Genomic DNA, 24,599 nt, shown 5'->3' with positions numbered 1-24,599 from the left:
AATGATCATGGGTCGCGTTCAGACTAAACGTGTCTGAGACAATACGCAATCAAATCTCAAGCACCGGCGAGGATTTCGGTGACGACCGCGGATCGGAAGAAGGGTTCCACGCGCTGCCGCACCAATCCGGCCAGTACGCCATCGGCTTTGGCCAGGTCGATAATGGGCGGTGCGTAGCGGACGAATTCATCGCGCAGCAATTCCGGCGTCAGCCCCACTTCCTGCCAGAGTCCGGCGACCGTGTAATCGCCGTAGTGATTCAGCAGGATATCGGTGGCATCGCCGACCAGTTCGGCCAGATAGTCGTGATTCTTGACCGTGGTGACCAGGTCGAATATCGCGCCGATCAGAGCGCGCAACTCCTCCAGTTCGATGAATTCCCGCAGATCGCTGACCGGTTCATTGGCGAACAGGTCGTAGACCTCCATGGCGGCATCGGTCAGCGGGGTCTCCTTGACGACCGTCAGGATGGCGTGATTGGTGCGCTTGACCGCGTACTGCGCCGCCGCCGCGCCCGCCTCGCCGAGTCGCTCGCCGAAGGCCTTGTCACCCGCGCTGAGCACCCGTCCGACGGTCCGATCACCAAGGGATAGCGCCGATTTCACCACCGGTATCTTCTCCGCCCGGCTGCGCGCCGCATCGGCCGCGCCGGAGACGATGCGATTGACGAAGGTGGCGGCGACGGTGCCGACCAGCGGGCTCTGTGCGAAGCGGTCCAGACCGCGCTCGAACATGGTGTGCATGCCGAGCACGGTGGCGACCAGCCGGGCCACGCCGTCGCGATCGACGACATCGCCGAGGCGGAATTGGTCATTTGCCGCCAATTCGTAGATGGCGTCCGCCAGCGCCTCGAACAGATTCCGGTTCAGCGCACTGCTGTTGAGCAGTTCGATGATCGAGAGCGCGGTCTGCTGCACCGACGCGCGCTCGAGTACCTCGCCGACCTTCATGGTCTCGGCGACCTCGAAGGCGTCGCGCAGAATCGAATCCGAATGCGCCACCAGACTTTCGCCGCTGATCTGATCGAGTATGTAGGCGACCGCTGCGTCGAGCAGTAGTTCCGCGGTGTCCTGTGCCATTGCGTATCCCCATTCCCGCCCGTGTGCGGCGGTCTCGTGCGCTGTCGAAAGGGATTGTCTCAGACGGTGTTTGGCACCGCAAAAGGAAGCGGGTGGCGAGCTAGCGTCCGGCGGCCCGATCCCGCCGCGCGCGGATCTGATCCTGTCGAGCCGCCTGGTCGTCGAGTTGACCCCGGGTGAGCGCCCACAGCTGATACGTGAACACCACCTGATCCGGTCCGCAGTCCCTGGTCAGACGTAGCGTCGCCCCGCCGCCGATCGGAATTCCGGGCTCGTTGAACACGATCCGGCGGTCGAAGTCCAGGGGCGTACTGCACACGTACATCAGATCCACCGTGCCCGGCTGTGAATCGGCGTTGGCGCAGCGGACTTCCAGGATCGGACCGTTCCGATGACTTGCCGAACAGTCGATCTGCGCGAGTGTCTCCGGCTGGGCTCCGGCCGGTGCGGACATTCCCGCCAGCAGCAGGCCCGCGACCAGCGCCGTCGACATGCGGGGTGTCATACCGCGACCTCCGTGGTAGCGGGCCGCACCGGCTCCGGGCCGGTCTCGAACTCGGCGAGCCCGATTCGCGCGTGCAGTCGCTTCGCCCACGCGGGAGCCCACCAGCAGCGATCGCCGAGCAGCGTCATGATCGCCGGCACCAGCAGCATGCGAATCACCGTGGCGTCCAATACCAGTGCCACGATCATCCCGTAGGCGATGTATTTCATGAGCACCAGATCCGAGAGCCCGAACGCCCCGGTCACCACGATCAGCACCAGCGCGGCGGCGGTGATGATGCCGCCGGTGTGCGCGGTGCCGTACCGAATGGATTCGGTGGTGCCCGCGCCCCGCGCCCGCGCCTCGGCCATTCGCGACATCAGGAAGATCTCGTAGTCGGTGGACAGCCCGAAGATGATCGCGATGATGACCACCAGCACCGGGAAGCTGAGCGGTTGCGGGGTGAAGTTCAGCAGGGTCGCGCCGTGCCCGTCGTAGAACACGAACGACAGGAAGCCCAGGGTCGCGGTCAGGCTCAGCGCGCTCACCGCCACGGCCTTGAGCGGCAGTACGAACGAGCCGAAGGCTAGGAACATCATGATGAACGACGCCAGCACCAGAATGATCAGCAGCCAGGGCAGCCGGTCGATCACGCCGTGTATCGAATCCCGTTCCAGGACGGGCAGACCCGTCACGTACATGGTCACGCCGTCGGGCGGTGTGATGGCGCGCAATCCGGCGATCACCGCATCGGCATTGCCCGGATCGGCCAGCCCGGAGGTGTAGACCTTGACGTTGACGCCCTCCTTGGCCACGCCATTGGAGAACGGCTTCTCGAAATCGGCGGTGCGCCCGGGGATCCGGTTCGCGGCCGCGACGATGGCGGACAGCGTGCCCCGGTCCGCGCCCTCGATCACCAGCTTGATCGGCGATACCCGTTCGGTCGGGAAGAGGGCGTCGAAACTCTGCTGCGCGGAACGGGTTTCATTGCCCGGTGGCAGGTACTTTTCGGTCAGCCCGGCGTATTGCGCGTGCAGGAACGGCAGGATCAGCGCGAGCAGCACCAGCATGATCGGATACGCCAGCAGCCGGGGGCGTTTCATCGCCCAGGTGGCCAGGCGCGACCAGAACGAGGCATCGATCTGTTCGGCCGTCCGGGTGCGGGAGAAGCGCTGTAATCCGAAGGCGTCCACCCGTTTTCCCAATACGCCGAGCAGCGCGGGCAACACCGTGATCGACAGCAGCGCGGCCAGTATCACCGCGGTGAGCGCCCCCAGGGCGACCGAGCGCAGGAATGTCATCGGGAAGATGAGCACCCCCGCGACGCACACCACGATGATGGTCGCGGAGAACACGATCGTGCGCCCGGCCGTCGACACCGTAATGCGCACGGCCGCTTCGGTGGATCCGCCCGCGGCGATCTCCTCCCGGAAGCGGCTCACCATGAACAGTCCGTAGTCGATGGCCAGGCCCAGGCCGATCAGTGAGATCACCGCGTCGGCGAATTGGTGCACGGGCATGAACAGGGTGAGCAGCTTCATCACGCCCCACGCGCCCGCGATGGTGAGCCCGCCGATGATCAGCGGCAGCGCGGCCGCGACCGCACCACCGAAGACGACGAACAGTACGATCGCCACCAGCGGCAACGCGATCAGATGCATGCGCGCGATATCGGCCTGCATGGTCAGCCCGACCGCGTCGGCGACCGGTACCCGCCCGGCGATCCGCACCTCCAGCCCCGGTATCGAAAGCCTGTCCTGGATCTGGTGATAGAAGTCGACGCTGTCCTGATCGCCGCTGCCCTGCAATCCGATGCTCAGGAAGGCGCGGGTCTTGGATTCGTCGATGAAGCGGGTCTTGCCCAGGCTACCGTTCCAGTACCCGCTGACATCCTTGATCTGAGTTCGATAGTCGGTCAACAACTTCCGGGTCAGATCGCGTCCGGCGGCCTCCAGTTCGGGATCGGTGATATGCCTGCCGGGCGGTGCGGTGTAGAGCGCGATCACATCACCGTCGAAATCACGCCCGAAGGTGTCATCGGCCAGTTTCGTGCCCACCACCGATGCGCTGGTGTCGTCGAAGAAGCCCTGCGCGGTCAGCCTGTCCTGATATCCGAAGCCGTACAGTCCCGAAATCCCCATCAGCGCAATGAATCCCGCGATTACGGTATATCTGGCGTGATATGTCCATCGCCCCAGCCATCCGAACATATTCGCCTCTCCCCTCGAATGCCCGTGCTCAGGAGGCGCAGGCGGGCGACTTGTAGTCGGTCTGGGCCAGGATCCCGCAGATCTCGCTGACCGGAATCTTCCACTCCCCGTTGGACGGTGACAGATTCAGCGGTGCCGAGCGGCGATTGCCATTGCCGTCCTTGTCCAGCCAGAACTCGGCCTCGAGCACATCGCCGTTGAGCGCCACCGATCCACTGACCACGCCGAACTTGGCATTCGGGTTCTCCGACATGGCTTTCTGCAATTCGGGCAGATCATTGCGGAACTTCTCGCCACCGGCCACCACGGACAACCGCTGATCATCGGTGACCTGACGGCCCTTGCCGAACAGATCCTGCAATTTGGTGTTCAGCTGATCGGCGGTGAGCGGGTCCGGGAGTGCGCCTTTGGCGGTGGTGCCGGCGGTGCTGGTGGGTGCGACGGTAATGGTGACATCGCTGCTGCGAACATTCCCCGAGCCGCAGCCGATGAGTGTCAGAGACAGTGCCGTGACGGCAGCTGCCAGCGAGAGTGCCCTTCCCATACGAACTTTCATGTCCCCTCCGATGTGACGGTGATCGCAATTTGTGCTCTGATGGGTCCTGAGTCACAGTATGCTAACAACTGTCTCAGTCGGTAGATGTCATTTTTCGAGGAGGGGTTGGTGGGCAGCTTGCGCAGGCCGCGGGAGTCGGCATTCGCGTACGCCTCGGGCCTGCTGATATCGGCGGTGCTGATCGCCGCCGGAAGTGGTGCGGCGGTGTGGTTCCGGGCCCATGAGGGCGCGCCACCGCCGATTGTCGTGGTCGCTCGGGCTCCCGTCGTGAGCAGTACCGCGGTGCTGCCGTCCACCCGGGCGGTCACCACCAGCGCGCCGCGCGAAGTGCTACCGCCCGAGGCGATTCCACCGCAGGTCCCCGATAGCGCCGCATACACCGCGGCGCCGTCGAGCGCCCTGCCGAACTTCGCCAATCGCAGTGCCGACCACTACGGCTGGTACGGCGGCGACGGTGTATCGGCGCGCTGTGACGAGTGGGTGCGGGCCGGTGCGGTCGGCAGTACCGCGGACACGCTCTTCGTGGTGTGCGGATCCACTTTCAAGGCATACGAATTGGCGACCGGGACGCCCATTCGCATCGGCATCACCGCGCGCGGTGGCGGATGGTTCGGATCGGGCGGGGGACTGTCCATTGAACTGACCCAGAGTGTATTGACCATTGTGCGCGGTGACGGAAATCCCGTGGTGCAGCCGGTGGTCGAGTGGTGGATGCCGTAGTCCGGTACGGAATTGCTCAATTCGCGGACAGCGCGGTTCGCTTCGGCTAGATTGTCTCAGACGGTGTGGCGGGGAGGTTTCACTTATGCAGCCCGTGGAAAGCGCGGAGCAATCCGGTGAATTGGCGACCGTGCCCGGACTCGCAGTCCGGGAAGCGGTTCCGCCCATTCTGCGACCCCTGGTGAGTTTGGCGCTGTGGGCGTGGAATACCTTGCTCGGTTCGATCGGCACCTTCGGTCGACTGGTGCTGCTGACCGTGGATTCGCTCTACGGCCTGGTGCGCGATGCGATCAAACTGAACCATCCCTGGCGCGAAACACTCACCCAGGCCTGGTTCATGATGAGCGTGTCCGGCTGGCCCGCGATTCTCATTTCGGTACCGCTCGGGGCGATCATCCAGATTCAAGCGGGTTCGCTCGCCGCGCAGGTCGGAGCCACCTCACAGGCCGGCGCGGCCGGTGGCCTGGGCGTGATTCGGCAAGCGGCCCCGATGATTTCGGGCATTCTCATGGGCGGTGCGGTGGGGGCCGCGGTCGCCGCCGACCTCGGCGCGCGCAAGATTCGCGAGGAGATCGACGCGATTCGCACGCTGGGCATCAATCCCAATCATCGCCTGGTGGCCCCGCGCTTGGCGGCCATGTTCATCGTCGGCCCGCTCATGTGCATTCTCGTGGTGTTCGTCGGCATGTCGACCATTTACATGATGACCCTGGTGCAGGGCGGCGTGCCCGGCGCGTTCTTCAATTCCTTCGCGGCCTTCGCCAGCACCACCGATCTGCTCATCGCCGTCGTCAAAACAGTCATTTTCGGAATTCTCGTGGTGCTGGTGGCGAGCCAGCGCGGATTCGAGGCTTCCGGCGGCCCCAAAGGCGTGGCCGATTGCGTGAATGCCACCGTCGTGCTCGGCGTCATGACCACATTCGCCGCGAATGTGCTCATCACCCAGCTGCTGACGATCTGGTTTCCGGATAATTTGGGGATCTGAATGGTTCTGCCATCGAAATACCGTGCGCTGGGCGAACGTTCGATACAGCGCGCGGGCGACACCCTCACCCCGATCGTGGGATTGGGGCATCAATTCGCCTTCGCCTATCACGTGCTGCGGGCCGTACCGCGCACCCTGCATCGCTATCGCCGCCAGATCGGCGTGGTCTTCATGGATATCGGCTGGGGCAACGGCCGGGTCATCGTCGGCGGCGGCACGGTCGGCGTGGTGCTGTTCATGGGCCTGATGTCCGGTGCCGTCATCGGCATCGAGGCCTTCCGGCTGCTGGACATGCTGGCCATGGGACCGCTCACCGGCTTCATCTCCTCGTTCGCCAATACCCGCGAACTCGCCCCGCTCATCGCCGCCATCGCCTTCGCGGCACAGGCGGGTTGCCGCATCACCGCCGAAATCGGTTCCATGCGCATCTCCGAGGAGATCGACGCCTTGGAAGCCACCGCGGTGGAACCGATTCCGTTCGTGGTGACCACCCGGGTCATCGCGGGCGTGCTGATCGTGGTCCCGGTGTACCTGGCCTCGCTGGCGGCCAGCTATTTCGCGACGGCGTTCTTCATCAAGGTGGTGCACGGGCAGGCGGGCGGCACCTACGACCACTACTTCCAGGCCTTCCTGAACCCGAAGGACATCTTCCTGTCGCTGTTCAAGGCGATCGTCTTCGTCGTCGTGGTGATCCTGGTGCACTCCTACTACGGCTTCTACGCCTCGGGCGGGCCGGAGGGTGTCGGCGTCGCGTCGGGCCGTGCCATTCGCGCCAGCCTGGTGCTCATCATCGTGCTGGATCTGACGCTCACCACCGCGCTGTGGGGCATGTTCGTCAGCGATATCCGAATTACGGGATAGCCATGGGAACAGCCAAGTTTCAGGCCATCAACGGGCGCGGACCCAAGACCTGGCAGCTACTGCTCACCGGCCTGATCGGCGGCGCGGTGCTGATGGTGGCGACCCTGGTCTTCACCACCTACATCAAGGGCGGATTCACCGCCGCGTTCACCGTGAACATCGAGGCCGAACAGGTCGGCGAGGGCATTGTCGAGGGTGCGGACGTCAAGATGGACGGGCTGCGCATCGGCCAGGTCGCCAAGGTCGAAACCCGCGGTGCGCAAAGCCAATTCGTGCAGCTGTCGGTGACGCCGGAGAACGCGGAGTTCCTGGCCGACAATGTGTGCGCGCGCTTCGTCTCCTCCAACACCCTCGGTATGACCGCGCTGGAACTGTTCTACCTCGGTCCGCGCGGTAAGCCGCTGCACAACGGCGCGACCATCACGCTGCCGCGGGATTCGCAGACCGTCACCGTCACCTCGGTGATCCGGATGGTGGGCGAACAATTCGGCAAGATCGACACCGGTCCGGTGGGGCGCATCGGCAAGGTGCTCAATTTCGAGGGCAGCGCCGACGGCATCGGCAAGATGATCGCCACCGCCATCGATATCGGGCGCATCAAGGTGGGCGACGACATCCTGGTCGGCGTCGACCCCAGACCCGGACTGCGCGAAGCGGCGCGCAATAGCGAGGATCTGGTGAACGTGGCGCGCGGTGCGCTGGAGATCTTCCGCGCGCAATCCGCGCGCATCGCGTTCCTGACCGAGCGGCACGCGGACCTGGAGGCGATCGTCACCCTGGTCGGCAAGGTCATCGGCGATGCCATCAAGATCTTCCCGCAGCCGGGCTTCACCCAGGTCGTCGACGCCATTCTCAGCGGGCTCACTCCGATCACCGGCGCCACCGGCGGACTTACCGGTTTCTACACCCGGCTACCGCAATTGCTCGATCAGATCGACCGGGCCTTCGTCACCAATCCGGATGGGACGGTTTCGCTTCAGGTGCAACTCTTGCTCGCGGGTCTGCCGTATCTCGGCGGCGATCCCAAGGTGGTCGCGGCCGGACCGCAGACCGTGCCGGCGGCTCCGCCGCTCATCCCCGGACTGTCGCAGATTCCCGGGCTGCCGATTCCGCCGGGCCTGTTCGGCGTACCCGCACCGGGTGGTGATCGATGAAACCGGTTCGCTCAGCGGCCATTCGGCTCATTGTCGTCGCCGTGGTCATCGCGTTCATGGGCGCGATGATCTGGACCGCGCTACAAACCCCGGTCAAGGCGCAGGTGCGCGAATACGCCGCGCAGATCTCCGATGTGTCGGGGCTCAAGAAGGGCTCGGACGTGCGGATGGCCGGCGTGCAGGTCGGCAAGGTGACCGATATCGCGCTCGACGGTGTCGTCGCCTACGTGCGGTTCAATGTCGCCGAGGGGCAGGAGGTGTACGACAACACCGAAGTCGCCGTGCTGTTCTCCTCGCTCGTCGGTGATCGCTATCTGGCCGTGCAGCAGAAAGTGGCTCCCGGCAATAAGATTCCGCCCGGATCGGTCATACCCATCGCCCGCACGCACGGATCCTTCGATATCTCCGAGCTTTTCGACGCGGTGCGGCCCATCTTCGACACGCTGTCCTCCGGATCGGTGGACAAGTTCCTGGAGAATCTGCTGCTGGTGGTCTCCGGTGACGGGCGCGGGCTCGGGCCGGTGCTGGACAACCTGAATCAGATCCTCGCGGTGGCCTCCAGTCAGGAACCGGTGGTGACCCTGCTGGCCGACAATCTCTCCGGACTGCTCAATAGATTCGAGGGTCAGTCGCCCAAGATCGACTCCATGATCGACCAGCTGCTCGGTGTGGTCGATCAGCTGTACGGCAAGCTGGACACGCTGAAAAACCTTGTCGACAAGGCGATTCCGGGATTGAACGCCGCGATTCCACTGCTGGATCGGCTGGCCGGGATCTACTACGACAATTTCCCGGGCATGGATCGGCTCTACAACTCGCTGCTGGGACCGGACATGGTGAGTTTCATCCGGCAGACCCTGGAGGCGGTACCGCTGGCCGCGCAGACGCTGAACAGTCTGACGCTGGAACCGAAGTCGGGGGAGACCTGGAGTTGTCTGAGCGGCCTGCCGATTCCGACCACCATCCTCATGGGCGTCGACCGAATGGGGGCGTGCAAATGAAGTTGCCGCGAATCAAGGTGCCGCGAATCCAGCTGCCGCGCTTGACCGTTCGAAGTGCTGTCGCACAGACGCGATTCGAGTTCCGGATCGGGATCGCGGCGATCCTGGTGACGGTAGCGGCGCTGGTCGCCGCGGTCGGGGCGTTCGTCATCCCGTTCGGCGAGACCGTCTATCGCGCCGAGTTCAAGAATTCCGGTGATGTCCGCAGCGGCGACGACGTGCGCGTCGCCGGGATCTCGCTGGGCAAGGTGCGCTCGGTGACCCTGGTCGGCGATCACGCCGAAATCGACTTCGGCCTGGACAGCAAGGTGCGTGTCGGGGTCGATTCCCGCATCGTGGTCAAACTGCTCACCCCGATCGGCGGGCGCTACCTGTCGGTGGAGCCCGCCGGGCCGGATACCGCCGCGGGCAAGATCATTCCGCGCGAGCACACCCGCACGCCCTACGATCTGACCGCCGCCATGGAGGACATCACCCCCTCGCTGGCGGCACTGGACGCCGGGAAACTGCGCGAGTCCATTTCGAAACTGTCCGGTGCGTTCGAACAGCAGCCCGCGGCGCTGAACGGAATCCTCAACAGCGTCAACAGTTTATCGGCCATCGTCGTACAGCGACGGGCCGAATTCGCCCGGGCGCTCGACGTGGCCAAGGGCTATCTGGAAATGCTGATGAACAAGGTGGACCGGCTCCAGCTCGCCGGAAATCATGTGCTGGACCTGTATCGAATGGTCGCGGCCAACCGGGACGGCCTGGTCACTCTGGTGGCCCAGATTCGGCGCGCATTCGACTACGTCACACCGGTTTTCGCCTTCGCCGACAACCAGTTGGGACCGGCGCTGGAACCGCTGTACGACTCGCTCGACAAGAGCGTCGCGGATCTGGTGCACAACAAAGACGCGCTCGCGGGCATGAACCAGAACCTGGCGCGACTGCTCGAATGGTTCGCCAAGAACAGCGACAACCCGTACGTCCGCATCGATCATTCGGGGGCCACCATCACCGATACACCGCTGTGCCCGGCCGGGAAGCCGGGGTGCTGAGTATGCGAAATCCATTGGGCGCGTTCCGAGGTCGCATCGTGCCGCGTTCGCGCCGGGGGCGTATCGGGGCCGGCGTCGGTGTGGTCGCGCTGATCATGGGGCTCGTGGTCGTCGTGACCGGCAAACAGTATTACGACAGCTCCTACCAACCGCTCGCGGTCTGCGCCGATTTCCGCGACGCGGTCGGACTGTACAAAGGCAATAAGGTCACCATGCTCGGCATTCAGGTCGGCACCGTGACCGCCATCGAACCGCAGGCCGACGGTGTGCGGGTGCGCATGACCGTCGATCGCAAGGTGCGGCTGCCACAGCAGCTCGGCGCGGTCACCATCGCCAATTCCATTGTCACCGACCGTCGTGTCGAACTCGGACCGGCCTACAGCGGTGGCGGCACCTTCGACTATCGCGGGTGTATTCCCAGGGAGCGCACCAAGACTCCGGTCGGATTCACCGAGGCCATGCGGGCGGTGGCGAACCTGTCCGAGGATCTCACCGGGAAACCGCACGACGCTCCGCTCCAGCAGCAGGAACCCCCCGTGCTGGGGGATTCGCTGAAACGGATCGCCCAGCAGGTGCACGACAGCGCGGTGCCGCTGAACGGGGCCATTCGCAATATCTCCGATATCCTCGGCGATTCCGCGGCCGGGGCGAACTACCTGATGGGCGCGATTCTCAAGGAGTTCCGCAAGATCAGCGAGAACCTCGATCAGGGGGTGAGCGACGGTGACTTCCTGCTGGACGCGAGCACCGACGCGCTGAATATCGTCAATCGCATCGGGCCGGATCTGGTGCGCATCATCTCCGATATCGCCGTCTGGGTGCCGCCGATCGCCAATCTGCTGGTCTACAAATGGGGCAAGCTGATCATGCTCGGGCTGGACGGGGCCATGCCGGTGATCTTCCAGATACTCGGGCACACACAGGGATTCGTGGATCTGCTGAAGGATGTGCCACCCGCCCTGCAGGGTGCGGCCAACCTCTTCGATCAGAACCTCGGCGCCGGACGGCTGCAATACGTGCCGCCGAGCTTTCGAATCGATCCCGCGCTCGCGCGCGATGTGTGCGCCATGGCCAAACCGTGGTTCGCACAGTGCGATCGAAATTTCGGGCCGGGCGACACCGTCGACTTCGGGCTGGTGCAGCTGCTGCTCTCGGCCGCCGGTGGGAGGTGAGGAGCATGCGTGGAAAGCGTTGGTATGCGGTGCTTCTCGGGCTGCTCACGGTGATCTCGGTGGGCGGATGCGCGGTGCGGCCGCTGGATATGCCGCTGCCGGGCACCCGCTACGGCAAACCCACCTATCAGGTGCGGGTCGAGTTCGGCAATGTGCTGTCACTGCCGCTCAAAACCAAGGTGGAGTTGAACGGCGCGCAGGTCGGCATCGTCGAATCGGTCACCGTGCGACCGCGACCCGACGCCCATGTGCCCGAACTCGCCGCGGATCAGCAGCCCTACTATCAGCCGACGGCCGTACTGGCCATCGACCGGGATGTGCACCTGCCCGCCGAGACCACGGTGGAAATGGCGCAGCAGACGCTGTTCGGTGACACCTTCGTCAAACTGAGCATCCCGCAACGCAATTCGGGGCGGATGCTGTCGCAGGGCAGTGTCATTCCGATCACCCAGACCAAACAGGCCACCAGCGTCGAGCAGTACATGACCGCGGTGGTCAGCTGGGTCACCGGCGGCAATGTCCCGTTCGTGCAGAGCTTCGTCACCAGCGTGAATCAGGCGTTCCCGGCCGATACCGGGGACTTCCGGGAATTCATGGCCAAGTTCTCGGTGACCATCGAGCGCATGGGGGCGAGCACGGGGCAGTTGAGTGCGATCCTGAACAACGCGACCGCGGCGCTGGACACCTTCCGACAGGCGGAAGACGTGTGGCGCTTCGTGTTCGATCAGGCCCCGGTGCTGTTGGGTGTGGTACAGCAGGTGCTGCCCGACATCATGTACTTCGTCGATTCCATCAGCGAGTTGGCCGCGTACGCCGGTGACATCCTGGTCGACAAGGCCAATCCGCAGGTCGGCAAGCGGGTGGATCGCATCAACCGATTCCTGGATGTGTGGACCCCGTTGGCGCAGGCGATAATCGCCACGCCCAATGAGGTGCCGCGCACGCTGGCCGCGGTCGATGCGCTGCTACAGAACAAGATCGTGCCATTCCTGTCCGCGCGCGGTCTGCCCTCGCTGGTGATCACCGATATCGCGCCGCGTACCGCGCCGGAACTGCTCACCGGTGATCCGGAGGCCGATGCCCGCATCATCGCGGCCAATGATCAGGCGTTCCGCGATCGGGTGAATCCGATACTGAAATTGGTGGGGCTGGTGCGATGACTCGCAAACTACTGGTGTCCGCGCTGGCCATGGTGCTCATGGCGGTGAGCGCCACGCTCTACCTGACCTACGGGGTCTTCGGATTCCGGCCCGGGGCGCGCACCTATTCGCTTTCGGTGCTGCTGCCCAGTTCCGGCGGTCTGATGCAGACCTCGCCGGTGACCCTGAACGGCCTCCAGGTCGGCAAGGTGGTCACGCTGGCGAAATCCGAAGGCGGTGTGCTGGCCCGGCTTTCGGTGAAATCCGACTATCGCATCGGGATGGATTCCCAGGTGACCGTGGCGAATCTGTCCGCGGTCGGCGAGCAGTACATCAACTTCGCGCCCAAATCCACTGCGGGGCCGTATTTTCCGGACGGGGGAGTGGTGCCGTCCGGGCAGGTGGTGCAGCCGCTCACCATCGCCCGCGCGCTGGGCGGGGTGCAATCGGTGCTGGCGCAGATCGATCCGGAGGCCATCAACACCATCCTGCAGGGCGCGGATGTCGCCATTGAGGATGTCGGGCCGAGCATCGAGAAGCTGGTCGACTCCGGCGGCATGTTCGCGACCACGCTGCGGCAGAACCGGGAACTCATTCAGCGACTGGTGGGGTTCCTGGCCGGGGCCGCCTCGGAATCGTCGGGGCAGAAGCTCGAACTGCTGCGCTCGAGTGCCGACCGGCTCGGGCGCACCCTGCTGCCGGAACTGCCGGTGCTGCTCGATCAGCTCATCGATATCACCGAGGAAAGCGGTGGGCAGCAGGTGATTCCGTTCATCGCGCTCGGTCAGCGGCTGATGGCGTATCTGACCACGCTCATCGGCAAGGGCGGTCCGGCGCTCGAGGTGCTGCGGCCGTATCTGCTCGATCCGGTGGAGAACTCGTACGTGGATCTGAACAAGACCATGGACGGGCTGCTCGCCGCCTTCCCGGACGGCAAGGGCTTCCGGGTGCTCGTCGACATACCGCACTAGATGGGGAAATAATGCGTTCGCGCTGGAAACAATGGAGCGAGCAGGGAATTCCGATTCCCGTACTCGGGCTGGTGGCCGGGTTGCTGCTGGTGGTGGCGACGGTGGGGGTGATGTCGTACCGGAACTGGGAGCTGTCCGGCCGGAACGACGCATTGGAGAACACCCTCGCCGACTATCGGCACCGGGAAGCCGACTGTACCGCCGCCATCAAGGCCGGAACCGATTTCCTCTTGGCGGCCAATAACTTCGACTATCGCAAGCCGGACGACTGGACGGTCGGCATGGCCGCCCTCACCGCCGGTCCGGTACATGACTACTTCGCCACTCCCAAAGTGGCACAGGACAATACCGAGCTGATCAAGGCCGGGAAGCTGCGCAAGACCGCCACCGTCTCCGACGCGGCGTGCACCGTGCGGCAGGGCGACGGGGTGCGGGTGATCGCGCGCATCGACGAGAGCACTCAGAACTTCCAGACCCCCGACCCGGTGAAGACGACTTCGGCGGTCTGGGTACAGCTTTCGCGCGACAGCGGCAGCTGGAAGGCGGTCGACTCCGGGCGCGGTGATCAGGCCCTGCGCGCCGATCTGTCCGCTACCCAACCCCCGGTCGTCCCCACCACCGCCCCCGCACCGCCGCGTTAGGAGTCCGACAGCATGAAGGACACACCGAAAAAGCCAGTTGGCCAACGATCCTGGCGCGACCGGCGGATCGAGTTGACCAAGCGGCGCGTCGTCGCCGCGAGTACCGCCGCGGCGATAGTGCTGGGCGGCAGCGCTGCCGCCTGCGGCTACCTCGCACTCGCGCGCGATGAGGCAGCCGATCGGGTGAGCGTCTCGCAGTCCCGCGCCGCGGACCGAGACGCCGCGACCAAGGCCGGATCGACCTTCCTCACCACCATGTTCACCGTCAACGACGCCAGTCTGGACCGCTGGGACAGCGCGGTGGTCGCGAGCACCACCGACTCCATGCACGACCAGCTCGCCCAATGGCGCACGGTGCTGGACAAACTCGTCAAGGCCCACCTCGAAATGGCGAGCACGGTGCAGGACGTCGGTGTCGTCGCCCAACACGATGACGCCGTAACCCTGCTCGCCGTCATCGAATCCACCGGCCGCACCGACCCGGACGCCAAAGACCCCGGCACCACCTACAGCTCCGCCCTGGTCGACCTGCGCAAGATCAACGGCGACTGGAAGGTCTCCAGCTACGGCCCGGCCGGTGGCCTCCCACCCACCCCGGCCGCACCGCCCGCGCCCGCACCCACACCCGACCAGACGCCGCGCTGAGGCGAAGGAACGAATTCCATGACGACAGCAGAGAACCCGCCGACCTCGGCAACCGAGTCTGCAGCGGGCGAGCCGACTGCCGCATCGCGAGCAGTGCCGGATTCGCCGATCCCGGTGGACGGCCTGGCCGATCGCGACGAGATACCCGGCGCGAGTGCGCGGTTATCGGCTGCGCCGCAGGGTGATTCCGGGAGCGCGGTGTCAGTTGACGATGAAGCCGAGGTCGGTGCCGGGGCGGTCGAGGTTGCGGCAAGTGCCCCATCCAGGCGTGGGCGGATTCGCATCGGGGATCGGGTCGGTCTCCCCGCCGTGCTCGGTGTGGCAGCGGTGGTTCTGCTGCTGACCGGTGGATTGGGTTTCGGCGCATGGCATTTCGCCGATGCGCGAGACGGGCTGCGGCACGGTGTCGCGGCGGCGGATGGGCAGGCGGCGGATCAGGCGGCGGCATTGAAGGTCGGCGGTGATTTCCTGGCCACGGCCTACACGGTGGACGCGGTGAACGATAAGGGTATGGCCAAGTGGAACGCGGCCATGACCGGTGCCACCACGGACACCCTGAAGGAGCAGGTGCGCCAGACCAAGGCGCTGTTGAGTCTGCTCGCGGAATCCGATGCGAGCATGACCGGCGTGGTGTCCGATGCGGCGGTGATCAGCCAGAACGACACCCTGATCCGGATGCTCGCGGTGGTGAAGCTGACCGGCAAAGCGCCCGGGCAGGCCGCGCCGACCACCGGATCGGTGACCGAGTACGTCGACCTGATGAAGGTGGGCGGCCAATGGAAGGTGTTCGGGTACAAGGACATCGGCAGCAAGACCGGTGCGGGTCAGGACGGTGCCCTGGCGGGATTGCCTGCCGCCCAGCCCGGCCCGGCGAAGTAGTGCGGCGGATCGGTCGGTGGCGCGCGATCCGCGCTCGACCAACTGTCTGAGACAATGTAATCTGGCGAGAGTGTCCGGCATCGACGCCGGGTGCGTTCGTTGTGGAGGAGTCGTTGATGACCGCGCAGACCAGGGGTGCCGGAGGCGACCGAACGGTGGATACGGTCACCATCGAGATGTGCGGGCCCGCGAGCTTGCCGTTGCGTATCGCACATCCGTTGTCGTACAACACGCTTCGGCGCGGAGTGAACGGCCTCGTGTGGTTGAGTCGACTGCGGCCGGTGCACGGCCGGACCGCGATATTCGCACCCGTCGAGCTGGCCGATCCGCTGGCGCGGGTGCTGGTTCCGCCGCGCGGTACCCGGCGGCGAGCGGTGGCGTTCGACCGATTCCGCGCCGAATGGGTGTGGAATGCCAATACCGTTGACCCGCAGCGTGTTCAGGATGCCGCGATCCTCTACTTCCACGGCGGCGTCTTCATCGCGGGCGGGCTCAATTCCCATCGGCGGATCGTGGCGCGCATTGCCCGCGAGAGCGGGATGCCGCTGCTGAATGTGGATTACCGGCAGATGCCGTGGGCGCACCTCACCGAGACCATCGAGGACGCGGTCCGCGCGTATCAATATCTGCTGGACGAAGGCTTCGAACCGGAACGCATTATCTTCGCCGGTGATTCGGCGGGCGGCGGCCTGGCCTTCACCACGGCGCTGGAGGCGCGTAATCGCGGGCTGCCCATCCCGGGCGGCATTGTCGCCATCGCCCCGTGGGCGAATCTGGACTCCACCGAGAAGCTCACGCACCCGAACAATGCGATCGATCCCTTGCTTTCGGCCGAGGCGCTGGCGATTCCGGCCTCCTGGGGTATCGCGGTGGACGGCAAACTGGATCCGATGCTCTCCCCGGTCAATCGCGATTTCACCGGTCTGCCGCCGGTGCTGATTCAGGTCGGCTCCACCGAAGTGTTGCGCGCCGATGCCGATCAACTCGCTCGGTGCTGCGCCGAGGCGGGTGTAGAATGCCGGGTTCAGGTGTGGGACAGAGCGATTCACGTATTCCACGCGGCCGCCGATATTCTCCCGGACGCGCGGGCCGCGATTCGGGAGATCGGTGAATTCAATCAGCGTGTCGTGCACGGTGAGGTATCGGCCTGGCTCGCGCCGCGACCGCGGCTGCGGGATCGGATATTTCGACGGCGGATGGCTACATAACGGTCGTCTTGTTCGCCGTACCTGGCGCCCACGCCCGATCCGGGTAGGCTCGCGGACAAGGGATTCGGCCGTCAACGGGAAAAGACAGGACCACGACCGTGGGCAAATCCATGACCTCGCAGGATCTATTGCGTGAACTCGAGCCGGTGGCGGAGGACAATCTCAACCGGCACCTATCGCTGGCCAAAGCCTGGCATCCGCACGATTACGTGCCCTGGGACGAAGGCCGCAATTTCGCCGCCATGGGCGGAATCGATTGGGATCCCGAGCAATCCAAGCTCAGCCCGCTCGCCCGCGCCGCCATGATCACCAACCTGCTCACCGAGGACAATCTGCCCTCCTACCACCGGCTGATCTCCGATTCCTTCTCCCGCGACCGCGCCTGGCGCACCTGGGTGGACCGCTGGACCGCCGAGGAGAACCGGCACGGCATCGCCATCCGCGACTACCTGGTCGTGACCCGCGGCGTCGACCCCGTCGCACTGGAGAACGCCCGCATGATCTGCATGGGCCAGGGTGTCGACGACCCCACCGGCACCGGCGATCACAGCGTCCTGCCCGGCGTCGCCTATGTGACCTTCCAGGAGCTGGCCACCCGGGTCTCACATCGCAATACCGGCAAGGTCTGCGATGATCCGATCGCCGATCGCCTGCTCTCGCGCATCGCCACCGACGAGAACCTGCACATGGTCTTCTACCGCAATATCTGCGCCGCGGCCCTGGACCTGGTCCCCGACGACGCCCTCGAAGCGATCGCGGCAGTCATCCTCAACTTCAAAATGCCCGGCGCGGGCATGCCCGACTTCCGCCGCAACAGCGTCCTGCTCGCCAAACACGGCATCTACGACCTCCGCCAGCACCTGGACGAGGTCCTCCTCCCCGTCCTACGCAAATGGAACATCTTCGACCGCACCGATTTCACCCCCCGCGGCGACCGCATCCGCGAGGAACTGGCCACCCACCTCGACCAACTGGCCAAGGACGTGATCCGCTTCGAAGAACAACGCGACCGCTCCCTGGCCCGCGAAGCCGCCCGCCGCGACCGCGAATCGGTCTAGACACCGTCCCCCCCCCCGTCATCCCGGCGTGCTTTTGGCCGGGATCCACGCGCGAATCAAGTACCCCCTCGACCGACGAACCACCATCGCCCCACCCTGTGGATAGCGAACTGTTTATCCACATAATCGGTTTCGCCAGTCCGCGGCCGAGGTTCGAGTCCTATCGTTGAGCTTCGACGAAGGGGAGCTCATGGGGGATCTACTGCGCGCCGACCTGGACGCACTGCGCGCCATGGCAGCCGCCGTCCGCGTGGAGGCCGAGACCATCGCCGCGATCGATCCGGTCGACCTGATCGCGAAAGTCGGCCCGGCCATGCCGAATTCCGCCATCGGCACAGCCGCCGCCGGAGCGGGTGCCCCCATCGCGGCAGCGCTACGCGAACTCGCCGAACGCCTGACCGCGCTATCGGGCGTGGTCGAGCACGGCGTGAAGTCCTACGAGGAAGTGGACGCCGCGCTCGGCTCCCAACTCGACAGCTACATGCGCGGATCGCCCTAGCTCGATCACCCGTTCAAATATTGGTCGGTGAGGAGGGAGGGAATTGGCGCGAGTCACGATGTCGCAGGTTCGGGGCTGGCACCCGGATGTCGCTGGAGTGGCGAGTGATGCCGTGGTCGAGGCGAATCTGCGGTGTGTCGCGGCTATGCACGAGGTCGGGCGACAGGTTGATGCGACTGTTCTCGGGTGGCGGGGTGCGGCGGCCACCGCGGGAGAACTGCGTGCGATGGCGGCGCAGCTGAGCGCCAACCATATTGGCGCGGCCATTGCCGATATCGCCGATGCGCTCGCCGACACTGCCGCGCTCGCGCATGTCTGTGCGCTGGTTCGTGAGATCGAGAGCGATGCCGCCGCCAACGGGTGCGTGGTCGGTGAGGATGGGAGCGTCACCGCGCCGCAGGCCAATACCGGTAATGCCGCTTTGGATCTCGTATTGCAGGCGTGCTTCGAGGCGAAGGCGGCGGCACTGCATGCCCGGCTGACGCCGTTGCTCGACGTGGCGGGGGAGACCGATGAGCGGATCGGGGCTCGACTCGTCGCCGCGGTGTCGGCATTGGTCGCGCTGCGCGCGGATCCGCGGGGCGGGGCGATGGATGAGCGGGTGCGGGCGATCCTCGACGGGAACGCCTTCCTGCCCGAGGATCCGGAAGCGCTTGCGCAGCTGTGGGATTCGCTCTCGCCAGCCGATCAGGACGCGCTGTTCGCGTTCGATCCGCTGATCGGGAATCGGGACGGGCTGCCCGCGGTGGCGCGCGATTTCTACAATCGCGTCGATCTGGGCCGATTGCGTACCGCCGCGACGGCCGAATTGAGCGCGATCGACGCCCTGCATCCGGGCTGGGCCGACCGTACGAACCTGCCGGATACCGCGCACGACTGGCATGTGCTGTGGCGGTGGGAGGAGCAGCGGCAGCGGATTCGCGCCCGGCTCGCGGACTACACGGCGGTGACCGTCGCTGCCGCGCACATCGAATCCGGTGGCCCGCCGAGATTTCTGCTCGGCGTAGACGATCGCGGACGGGGCGCGATCGCCCTGAACAATCCGGATGCCGCGAGCAATATCGCGACCTTCGTGCCCGGCACCGCCTCACCGCTGGCCGGCATCGGTACGGGCGTGGTCCGGGCGCGAGCATTGCTCGATGCGGCCGGCCGGGCCGATCGGGCGGAGCGCACGTCGGTGATCGCCTGGTACGGCTATGCCGCGCCGCCCGTGCTTGGCAGCGCGCTCGACGATGGCTACGCCGAGGACGGCGCTCCCGCACTGGATCTGTTCGAGAACGGTTTGCGCGCGACCCATGATGCGATGCCCGCCAATAACACCGTTATCGGGCACAGTTACGGCAGTACGTTAATTGGTGTGGCCGCCAGTCACGGCAATTCCATCGCGGCCGACAATGTGATCTTCGTGGGCAGTCCGGGCGTGGAAGTCGATCGCGCCGTCGAATTGCGTTTGGACGGCGTCGATCCCGCGCACAATCGCGAGCACGTCTTCGCAACGGCGGATCCGGCCGACCCGATTCCGAAACTCGGCCATTTCGTCCACGGGGTCGATCCGACCGATCCCGATTTCGGCGCAACGGTTTTCGGCTCCTCGGGGGCGACGCTCGACCTGCCGTTACTGCGCGAACTCCCGATCGATCCGTGGGCGCACGGCAACTATTGGGATACCGCGAATCCGGCATTGCGCACCCAGGGCGAAATCATTGCCGGGCGCTATCGCCCCTGATCGCTCTCGACCACGAACACCGTCGAGCGCAGCGCGCAAATGGGTTGCGGGTACATAGCGGAGGTGCGAGTAAAGCATGAATTGGCCAGCTGACCAACTTGGTTTGAAACGGTTGGGTTCATGCTAGGGTTCCCGGCAGTAGAGGCGGGAAATCGGAGACAAATGCGCACCGAGGACATCAACAGGAAGTTCAAACTGCATGACGAGCGCAGGCTTGCCGCGCAACTTCCGGAGCAGTTGCAGGGTCTTGATGTGGTCGGTTTTGTCAGGGTCGATGAGTTTCCGGCAGAGTTGCTGAACTCCTTCGGGGAGTTCGCCGCGGCAACCGTCGAACCCTTCACCCGGATCTACCGCAATGCCCAGCCCAATCGCATCGATGCCTGGTTGCTGGAGTTGCTGCGCCTGGGCCGGATCGGCGACCGCTTCTACCTCCGCACCGGCCTCGAGTACTTCCCCTGGGCGGACTGCCGGGTGCTGGATCACCGTTGGCTGGAATCGCTGCGCCGGGTCATCGGCCCTAATCAGGGCTTCATCTCCCAGGACAAGACCTCGGCCGCCATGACCATCGGCGCGCAGTACGAAATGCTGGGCTTCCTGCGCCCGGTCCCGCCGCCGGAACCGACCCCGCCGAGCGCGAACGAACAGACCGTACTGCTCTCGGCGGTCCCCGAACGGCCCGCCGACCTGGAAACCACCATGCTCATCTCGCGGTTGGAGACCTCCGCCCCGACCGAGCGTATGACTCGCGAGCCGATCCGCCCGGTCGAGGACGTACCCGCACCCAGCGAACAGTTCTGATTCCGCGCCATCGGGCGCGCGCATCCGAGGGGTGAGGCCGCGGCCGAACCGCATTCGGTCCCGATACGTGGTTCTGGTACCAGCGGATCGCGAATCGAGGGTGCCGGAATATGTGGACATTTCACGGCCTGCCCGTGCACGTACTACTCGTGCACGGCATTGTCGTCCTGGTACCGCTGACCGCGGTACTGCTGATCGTATGCGGGGTATGGCCCGCGGCCAGAAGGCGTTTCATCTGGCCGACCGCCGCGCTCGCGGCGCTGGTGACGGCGCTGACGCCGTTGACCATCGAGGCGGGCGAGTGGCTGCAAAAGCGACTGGGCTCACCGCCACGGATCGATCAGCACGCTCACCTGGGCGGGCAGATGCTGTATTTCGTTGTCCCCCTGCTGATTACAGCGGCACTACTGGTGCTGGCACAGGTGCGTGAGGGACGCGGCAAACCGCTGGGACGAGCGCTGCTCGTCGCGGTGGCGGTGCTCGCGGTGGCGGCCGGATCGGCGGCCATGGTGCAGACCTATCGGGTCGGCGACTCGGGAGCTCGCGCGGTGTGGACCGGCGTCGGGAGTTGAACCCGTCGCATCCGAGATTGTCGTGACCCGGCGCCCGGTCTGCGGGCGGGCGCCGGGTCACGGCAACCCGGCACGGTCAGACCTTGCGGATGACCGTGACGACTTTGCCGAGAATCTGGGCGTCATTGCCCGGAATCGGCTCGAACAGCGGGTTGTGCGGCATCAGCAACACCTGGGAACCGGTGCGCTTGAAGGTCTTCACGGTGGCCTCACCGTCGATCATGGCGGCGACGATATCGCCGTTGTCGGCCACATTCTGCTGGCGCACGACCACCCAGTCGCCATCGCAGATGGCGGCTTCGATCATGGACTGACCGACGACCTTCAACAGGAACAGTGAACCCTCACCGACCAATTCGCGCGGCAGCGGGAACACATCCTCCACCGCCTGCTCGGCCAGTATCGGACCACCGGCCGCGATCCGGCCCAGTACCGGCACATAGGTGGGGATCGGGTGATCGCCCGTACCGTCCGATTCGGTGGTGACCGAACGCAACTGCGCCACACCGGAACTGGCGCGCAATGCGGTCTCGTCCAGCCCGCGCACATCGACCGCCCGGGGTCTGTTCGGATCCCGGCGCAGATAGCCCTTGCGTTCCAGGGCGCGTAGCTGATGCGCCACCGAGGAGGTCGAGGTGAGGCCGACGGCGTCACCGATCTCCCGAATGCTGGGGGGATAACCGCGGTCGCTCACCGAGCTACGGATGACCTCTAGCACCTTGCGCTGGCGGACGGTGAGATCCGTCCCCGTACCGGATGCTTCGGCTCCATCCCCGATCTGGTCGGCTGGACCGTTGTCACCCTCCACAGCGCCGTGTTCGCTCACCGCCGCAGTCCTCCGTTCACCGCTGTGTCTCACCGGAATTGGCCTCCGAGGCGACTCGCGCCGCACGTCCGGAGATCTCGTGCCTCGACTGTAGACCGAGACTCGCGGCTGATCAAACATCTGTTCGACGCATGTCGCGCGAATACGCGACATTGTCGGTCGAACGTGGTAGAAATTCGAACATCAGTTCTTCGAACACATGAGCGAGTCAACCGTCCAGAGTCATACGGCAGGTCAACCCCGGAGGTTTCTTCGATGAGCACTGTGATCAGCGAATTCGACACCATTGGAAGCGATTTCGGCTTCGACAGCATTCCCTGGGAGCTGCGTGGCAGTCGCGCTCCGGAGCGGGTCGACGCGGTGGCCCGCCAGGCCGCGGCGGACCGGCGGCCCTGCCGCGCTCGGGTACTGCCCGTCAGTCGTGAACACGCGCGCGCCGGGCGCCCGCACGTGGTGACACGCCGTCCGGCCGGCCCCGCCCGCGGTATTCATCCGCTCAACCGCGTACAGCGCGCGCAGATCGGCTTCGCCGCCATCGCGCTCACCGCCCTGATGACCGCGATGGCGGTCGTCGGCCTGATCGCCCTGGCGCAATTGCGCGCCGGCGAATTCGGCTCGCAGACGGTCTCCGTCGTCGATGTGGCGCCCGCGCCCGCGCACTGATCCGATGCCCTCACCGCGCTCCGGATCCGGCCCGCACCACAGGGGATGGCGGTGCGGTCGCCACGAGATTGCGAGCGCGGTCGCCGCGCGATAGCCAACGGCCCGTTGGGTAGTCGCCGCCCAATCGATAGGGATGCCCGGCCAGTCGGACTGGCCGGAAATGCAGATTGAAAACTGAAACGCGTTGCTACGGTGCCCCAAATGTGACACAGGCTACAGTCACGCCGGCCCCGGGTGGACCGGCGTGTATCGCAAGGGGACACCATGGCGCAGGGCACCGCCCGCACGCGGGCAGGCGTGCACGCACCACATCAACCGAACGGCGAATCCGTACGAACACGCCGAGATTCACGAACTTCGGATGCCGGGCGGCGCGGCCGAGTCGACGTGGTGCGCGATGTCGTTGGGGATACGCGACTCGCTCATGCCGAGCATGCCGGGGTGGCCGAACCATTCCGTGCGAGAGCTTTGCTTCGGCTGGGCATGTTGTTGGGTGCGTTGATCGCGCTGGTCCTCGGGTTCGTCGCGATTCCGGCGCAGGCCGAATCCGGTTATGCCGCATATCTGGACCTGCCGTCCGTCAATGGGGACGGTGCGGGCGGGGGTGGGTTGAATCCCGCGCTGCCGCTCGATCCGCAGCAGCTGCGGGGTGCGCTGGATCAGGCTCGCGCGGCGGGTGTCGCGCCGCAACGGTATGCGACTCTGCTGCACCAGTATTGGCTGACGGTCGCGACCCGCAATGCCGATATCGACCTGGGCGCTTGGGATCCCGCGCGCGGCGTGCCCGCGAATTCGCGAACCTTCGTACAGGTGTACGTGAACTACCTGCGGCTCAATAACGAGCATCCGGACTACTACTGGGTCGGGCTGGCCGGGCTGGCGGGCGGGTCCTTCGCCTCCGGCTTCTTCGATATGGGTGATGTCGCCGATATCGTGAGCGTGCCGGGCGTACATCAGCTGGGCGGCGCGGTCGCCGATCTGCTGCGCGGCACGCCCGCCGAACTGCTGGATCTGCTGCCCGCCGATATCAAGACGCTCGGCACCGAGGGTGAGCGACTCACCGCCGACGATCTGAACTGGTACCAGACCCGGCTGATGATCATGCAGAAGCACATCTTCATCGACCAGGTGCCCATGCACGAGGCGTATGCCGCCGCCGGTCTGGCCGGGGTCGAGGAGATGTACCGGGCGGGCGTACTCGATGAGAACGCCGTCACCGCCTGGCGTGAGATCGACCACGGTGATCCGGCCGGACTGGCCGATGCCGCACTGCGCATGACCGATCGCGAACAGAACCAGATCATCGCCGACCAGTGGGATGTCACCTCGTCCGGGCGCGGTGCCATGGGCCGGGTCATGACCTATGTCAGCACCGTCGCGGGCAAAGCGGCCGTACCGGGCGTGCTGGCCCCGGGCGTGTTCGCGCCCACCACCATCACCGCGGGCGGTATGTCCCTGCGCACCCCGCTGCCCGATTTCAACTGGGCCGATCGCGACACGCGCTGGAACTACATCACCCACGACCTGCTGCCGCGCTATCTGGAGTTGTCCGCGAACCAGCCTGTCGCGAGACCTATTCTGGCGGAACCGTTTACGGATAAACTCGCATCCGGCCGACTGCTCCGCAGGCTCCCGGATCTGCTCGGCGATCTCACCGCGCAATGGCAGCTGACCACCTGATTGCGGCCGCTCACCCGGGCGGACGCGCGGTG

General features: G+C 65.4%; 25 protein-coding genes. 20 read left to right on the top strand and 5 right to left on the bottom strand.

The features are described 5' to 3' along the window. Positions 1-56 precede the first annotated feature (56 nt). The 4 genes from ACFVUS_RS10945 to ACFVUS_RS10930 all read right to left on the bottom strand — a co-directional run bounded on the left by ACFVUS_RS10945 (position 57) and on the right by ACFVUS_RS10930 (position 4,329). The gene (locus tag ACFVUS_RS10945; protein ID WP_387763816.1) at positions 57-1,079 is read right to left on the bottom strand and encodes a hypothetical protein; all 1,023 of its coding nucleotides are present in this window, start codon (positions 1,077-1,079) and stop codon (positions 57-59) included. Between the two features lie 100 nt (positions 1,080-1,179). After that, positions 1,180-1,584, bottom strand: a complete 405-nt coding sequence (locus tag ACFVUS_RS10940; protein ID WP_387763813.1) for a hypothetical protein — start codon at positions 1,582-1,584, stop codon at positions 1,180-1,182. Continuing rightward, on the bottom strand, positions 1,581-3,704 hold the full coding sequence (locus tag ACFVUS_RS10935; RefSeq protein ID WP_387763810.1) for an MMPL family transporter: 2,124 nt from the start codon (positions 3,702-3,704) through the stop codon (positions 1,581-1,583). Before ACFVUS_RS10935 ends, ACFVUS_RS10940 begins: the two co-directional genes overlap by 4 nt. Positions 3,705-3,801: 97 nt before the next feature. Beyond that, positions 3,802-4,329: a hypothetical protein gene (locus ACFVUS_RS10930; RefSeq protein WP_387763807.1), complete on the bottom strand. Its 528-nt coding sequence runs from the start codon at positions 4,327-4,329 to the stop codon at positions 3,802-3,804. Positions 4,330-4,413: 84 nt separating this feature from the next. On the opposite strand from ACFVUS_RS10930, the gene ACFVUS_RS10925 reads away from it, so the two are divergent. The 18 genes from ACFVUS_RS10925 to ACFVUS_RS10840 all read left to right on the top strand — a co-directional run bounded on the left by ACFVUS_RS10925 (position 4,414) and on the right by ACFVUS_RS10840 (position 21,398). Further along, a complete protein-coding gene (locus ACFVUS_RS10925) occupies positions 4,414-5,049 on the top strand; it encodes a hypothetical protein (RefSeq protein ID WP_387763804.1) in 636 nt (211 codons plus the stop codon). Between the two features lie 85 nt (positions 5,050-5,134). Then, complete coding sequence (locus tag ACFVUS_RS10920; protein ID WP_387763801.1) at positions 5,135-6,034, top strand: MlaE family ABC transporter permease; 900 nt, start codon at positions 5,135-5,137, stop codon at positions 6,032-6,034. Further along, positions 6,035-6,895 carry an ABC transporter permease gene (locus tag ACFVUS_RS10915; RefSeq protein ID WP_387763798.1) on the top strand — a complete coding sequence of 287 codons (861 nt, stop codon included), beginning with the start codon at positions 6,035-6,037 and terminating at the stop codon, positions 6,893-6,895. It abuts the gene before it with no gap. Between the two features lie 2 nt (positions 6,896-6,897). Further along, entirely contained in the window at positions 6,898-8,049 is a 1,152-nt protein-coding gene (locus tag ACFVUS_RS10910; RefSeq protein ID WP_387763795.1) for an MlaD family protein, read from the top strand. Next, the gene (locus ACFVUS_RS10905; RefSeq protein ID WP_387763792.1) at positions 8,046-9,050 is read left to right on the top strand and encodes an MlaD family protein; all 1,005 of its coding nucleotides are present in this window, start codon (positions 8,046-8,048) and stop codon (positions 9,048-9,050) included. Before ACFVUS_RS10910 ends, ACFVUS_RS10905 begins: the two co-directional genes overlap by 4 nt. Continuing rightward, the gene (locus tag ACFVUS_RS10900; protein WP_387763789.1) at positions 9,047-10,090 is read left to right on the top strand and encodes an MCE family protein; all 1,044 of its coding nucleotides are present in this window, start codon (positions 9,047-9,049) and stop codon (positions 10,088-10,090) included. The genes ACFVUS_RS10905 and ACFVUS_RS10900 overlap by 4 nt, the downstream gene beginning before the upstream one ends. 2 nt (positions 10,091-10,092) lie before the next feature. Further along, positions 10,093-11,262 (top strand): MlaD family protein, encoded by a 1,170-nt coding sequence (locus tag ACFVUS_RS10895; protein WP_387763786.1) that lies wholly within the window; start codon positions 10,093-10,095, stop codon positions 11,260-11,262. 5 nt (positions 11,263-11,267) lie between these two features. Continuing rightward, entirely contained in the window at positions 11,268-12,422 is a 1,155-nt protein-coding gene (locus ACFVUS_RS10890) for an MlaD family protein (RefSeq protein ID WP_387763783.1), read from the top strand. Continuing rightward, a complete protein-coding gene (locus ACFVUS_RS10885; RefSeq protein ID WP_387763780.1) occupies positions 12,419-13,372 on the top strand; it encodes an MlaD family protein in 954 nt (317 codons plus the stop codon). Before ACFVUS_RS10890 ends, ACFVUS_RS10885 begins: the two co-directional genes overlap by 4 nt. An 11-nt stretch (positions 13,373-13,383) precedes the next feature. Continuing rightward, the gene (locus ACFVUS_RS10880; protein WP_387763777.1) at positions 13,384-14,013 is read left to right on the top strand and encodes a hypothetical protein; all 630 of its coding nucleotides are present in this window, start codon (positions 13,384-13,386) and stop codon (positions 14,011-14,013) included. A gap of 12 nt (positions 14,014-14,025) precedes the next feature. Beyond that, positions 14,026-14,658: a hypothetical protein gene (locus tag ACFVUS_RS10875; RefSeq protein ID WP_387763774.1), complete on the top strand. Its 633-nt coding sequence runs from the start codon at positions 14,026-14,028 to the stop codon at positions 14,656-14,658. An 18-nt stretch (positions 14,659-14,676) separates the two neighbouring features. Then, positions 14,677-15,537, top strand: a complete 861-nt coding sequence (locus ACFVUS_RS10870) for a hypothetical protein (protein ID WP_387763771.1) — start codon at positions 14,677-14,679, stop codon at positions 15,535-15,537. 116 nt (positions 15,538-15,653) lie between these two features. Continuing rightward, positions 15,654-16,745 carry an alpha/beta hydrolase gene (locus tag ACFVUS_RS10865; RefSeq protein ID WP_387763768.1) on the top strand — a complete coding sequence of 364 codons (1,092 nt, stop codon included), beginning with the start codon at positions 15,654-15,656 and terminating at the stop codon, positions 16,743-16,745. Between the two features lie 110 nt (positions 16,746-16,855). Further along, positions 16,856-17,803, top strand: coding sequence for an acyl-ACP desaturase (locus ACFVUS_RS10860; protein ID WP_387765491.1), 948 nt, complete (start codon positions 16,856-16,858; stop codon positions 17,801-17,803). 166 nt (positions 17,804-17,969) lie between these two features. Further along, a complete protein-coding gene (locus tag ACFVUS_RS10855) occupies positions 17,970-18,302 on the top strand; it encodes a hypothetical protein (protein WP_387763766.1) in 333 nt (110 codons plus the stop codon). Positions 18,303-18,360: 58 nt separating this feature from the next. Next, a complete protein-coding gene (locus ACFVUS_RS10850; RefSeq protein WP_387763763.1) occupies positions 18,361-20,028 on the top strand; it encodes an alpha/beta hydrolase in 1,668 nt (555 codons plus the stop codon). Between the two features lie 162 nt (positions 20,029-20,190). Then, complete coding sequence (locus ACFVUS_RS10845; RefSeq protein ID WP_387763762.1) at positions 20,191-20,826, top strand: hypothetical protein; 636 nt, start codon at positions 20,191-20,193, stop codon at positions 20,824-20,826. Between the two features lie 110 nt (positions 20,827-20,936). Next, positions 20,937-21,398, top strand: coding sequence for a DUF2231 domain-containing protein (locus tag ACFVUS_RS10840; RefSeq protein WP_387763760.1), 462 nt, complete (start codon positions 20,937-20,939; stop codon positions 21,396-21,398). A gap of 76 nt (positions 21,399-21,474) precedes the next feature. Here ACFVUS_RS10840 and lexA read toward each other — a convergent pair whose 3' ends face one another. Beyond that, positions 21,475-22,176 carry a transcriptional repressor LexA gene (gene lexA, locus ACFVUS_RS10835; protein WP_387765489.1) on the bottom strand — a complete coding sequence of 234 codons (702 nt, stop codon included), beginning with the start codon at positions 22,174-22,176 and terminating at the stop codon, positions 21,475-21,477. 303 nt (positions 22,177-22,479) lie between these two features. Between lexA and ACFVUS_RS10830 the strand changes: the two genes are divergently transcribed. Both ACFVUS_RS10830 and ACFVUS_RS10825 read left to right on the top strand, forming a co-directional pair. Continuing rightward, a complete protein-coding gene (locus ACFVUS_RS10830; protein WP_387763757.1) occupies positions 22,480-22,887 on the top strand; it encodes a hypothetical protein in 408 nt (135 codons plus the stop codon). A 441-nt stretch (positions 22,888-23,328) separates the two neighbouring features. After that, entirely contained in the window at positions 23,329-24,567 is a 1,239-nt protein-coding gene (locus ACFVUS_RS10825) for a hypothetical protein (RefSeq protein WP_387763754.1), read from the top strand. Positions 24,568-24,599 lie beyond the last annotated feature (32 nt).

The organism is Nocardia sp. NPDC058058 (genome assembly GCF_042885355.1).
In the GTDB taxonomy this organism is placed as follows: Bacteria; Actinomycetota; Actinomycetes; order Mycobacteriales; family Mycobacteriaceae; genus Nocardia.
Note: the sequence above shows the minus strand (reverse complement) of the source record. Positions and strands in the feature narration are given on the sequence as shown.

Excerpts from the sequence above, each read along its gene's own strand:
- ACFVUS_RS10945 (WP_387763816.1), bottom strand. The coding sequence starts at position 1,079 with ATGGCACAGGACACCGCGGAACTACTGCTCGACGCAGCGGTCGCCTAC.
- ACFVUS_RS10940 (WP_387763813.1), bottom strand. The coding sequence starts at position 1,584 with ATGACACCCCGCATGTCGACGGCGCTGGTCGCGGGCCTGCTGCTGGCG.
- ACFVUS_RS10935 (WP_387763810.1), bottom strand. The coding sequence starts at position 3,704 with ATGGGGATTTCGGGACTGTACGGCTTCGGATATCAGGACAGGCTGACC.
- ACFVUS_RS10930 (WP_387763807.1), bottom strand. The coding sequence starts at position 4,329 with ATGAAAGTTCGTATGGGAAGGGCACTCTCGCTGGCAGCTGCCGTCACG.
- ACFVUS_RS10925 (WP_387763804.1), top strand. The coding sequence starts at position 4,414 with ATGTCATTTTTCGAGGAGGGGTTGGTGGGCAGCTTGCGCAGGCCGCGG.
- ACFVUS_RS10920 (WP_387763801.1), top strand. The coding sequence starts at position 5,135 with ATGCAGCCCGTGGAAAGCGCGGAGCAATCCGGTGAATTGGCGACCGTG.
- ACFVUS_RS10915 (WP_387763798.1), top strand. The coding sequence starts at position 6,035 with ATGGTTCTGCCATCGAAATACCGTGCGCTGGGCGAACGTTCGATACAG.
- ACFVUS_RS10910 (WP_387763795.1), top strand. The coding sequence starts at position 6,898 with ATGGGAACAGCCAAGTTTCAGGCCATCAACGGGCGCGGACCCAAGACC.
- ACFVUS_RS10905 (WP_387763792.1), top strand. The coding sequence starts at position 8,046 with ATGAAACCGGTTCGCTCAGCGGCCATTCGGCTCATTGTCGTCGCCGTG.
- ACFVUS_RS10900 (WP_387763789.1), top strand. The coding sequence starts at position 9,047 with ATGAAGTTGCCGCGAATCAAGGTGCCGCGAATCCAGCTGCCGCGCTTG.
- ACFVUS_RS10895 (WP_387763786.1), top strand. The coding sequence starts at position 10,093 with ATGCGAAATCCATTGGGCGCGTTCCGAGGTCGCATCGTGCCGCGTTCG.
- ACFVUS_RS10890 (WP_387763783.1), top strand. The coding sequence starts at position 11,268 with ATGCGTGGAAAGCGTTGGTATGCGGTGCTTCTCGGGCTGCTCACGGTG.
- ACFVUS_RS10885 (WP_387763780.1), top strand. The coding sequence starts at position 12,419 with ATGACTCGCAAACTACTGGTGTCCGCGCTGGCCATGGTGCTCATGGCG.
- ACFVUS_RS10880 (WP_387763777.1), top strand. The coding sequence starts at position 13,384 with ATGCGTTCGCGCTGGAAACAATGGAGCGAGCAGGGAATTCCGATTCCC.
- ACFVUS_RS10875 (WP_387763774.1), top strand. The coding sequence starts at position 14,026 with ATGAAGGACACACCGAAAAAGCCAGTTGGCCAACGATCCTGGCGCGAC.
- ACFVUS_RS10870 (WP_387763771.1), top strand. The coding sequence starts at position 14,677 with ATGACGACAGCAGAGAACCCGCCGACCTCGGCAACCGAGTCTGCAGCG.
- ACFVUS_RS10865 (WP_387763768.1), top strand. The coding sequence starts at position 15,654 with ATGACCGCGCAGACCAGGGGTGCCGGAGGCGACCGAACGGTGGATACG.
- ACFVUS_RS10860 (WP_387765491.1), top strand. The coding sequence starts at position 16,856 with ATGACCTCGCAGGATCTATTGCGTGAACTCGAGCCGGTGGCGGAGGAC.
- ACFVUS_RS10850 (WP_387763763.1), top strand. The coding sequence starts at position 18,361 with ATGTCGCAGGTTCGGGGCTGGCACCCGGATGTCGCTGGAGTGGCGAGT.
- ACFVUS_RS10845 (WP_387763762.1), top strand. The coding sequence starts at position 20,191 with ATGCGCACCGAGGACATCAACAGGAAGTTCAAACTGCATGACGAGCGC.
- ACFVUS_RS10840 (WP_387763760.1), top strand. The coding sequence starts at position 20,937 with ATGTGGACATTTCACGGCCTGCCCGTGCACGTACTACTCGTGCACGGC.
- ACFVUS_RS10830 (WP_387763757.1), top strand. The coding sequence starts at position 22,480 with ATGAGCACTGTGATCAGCGAATTCGACACCATTGGAAGCGATTTCGGC.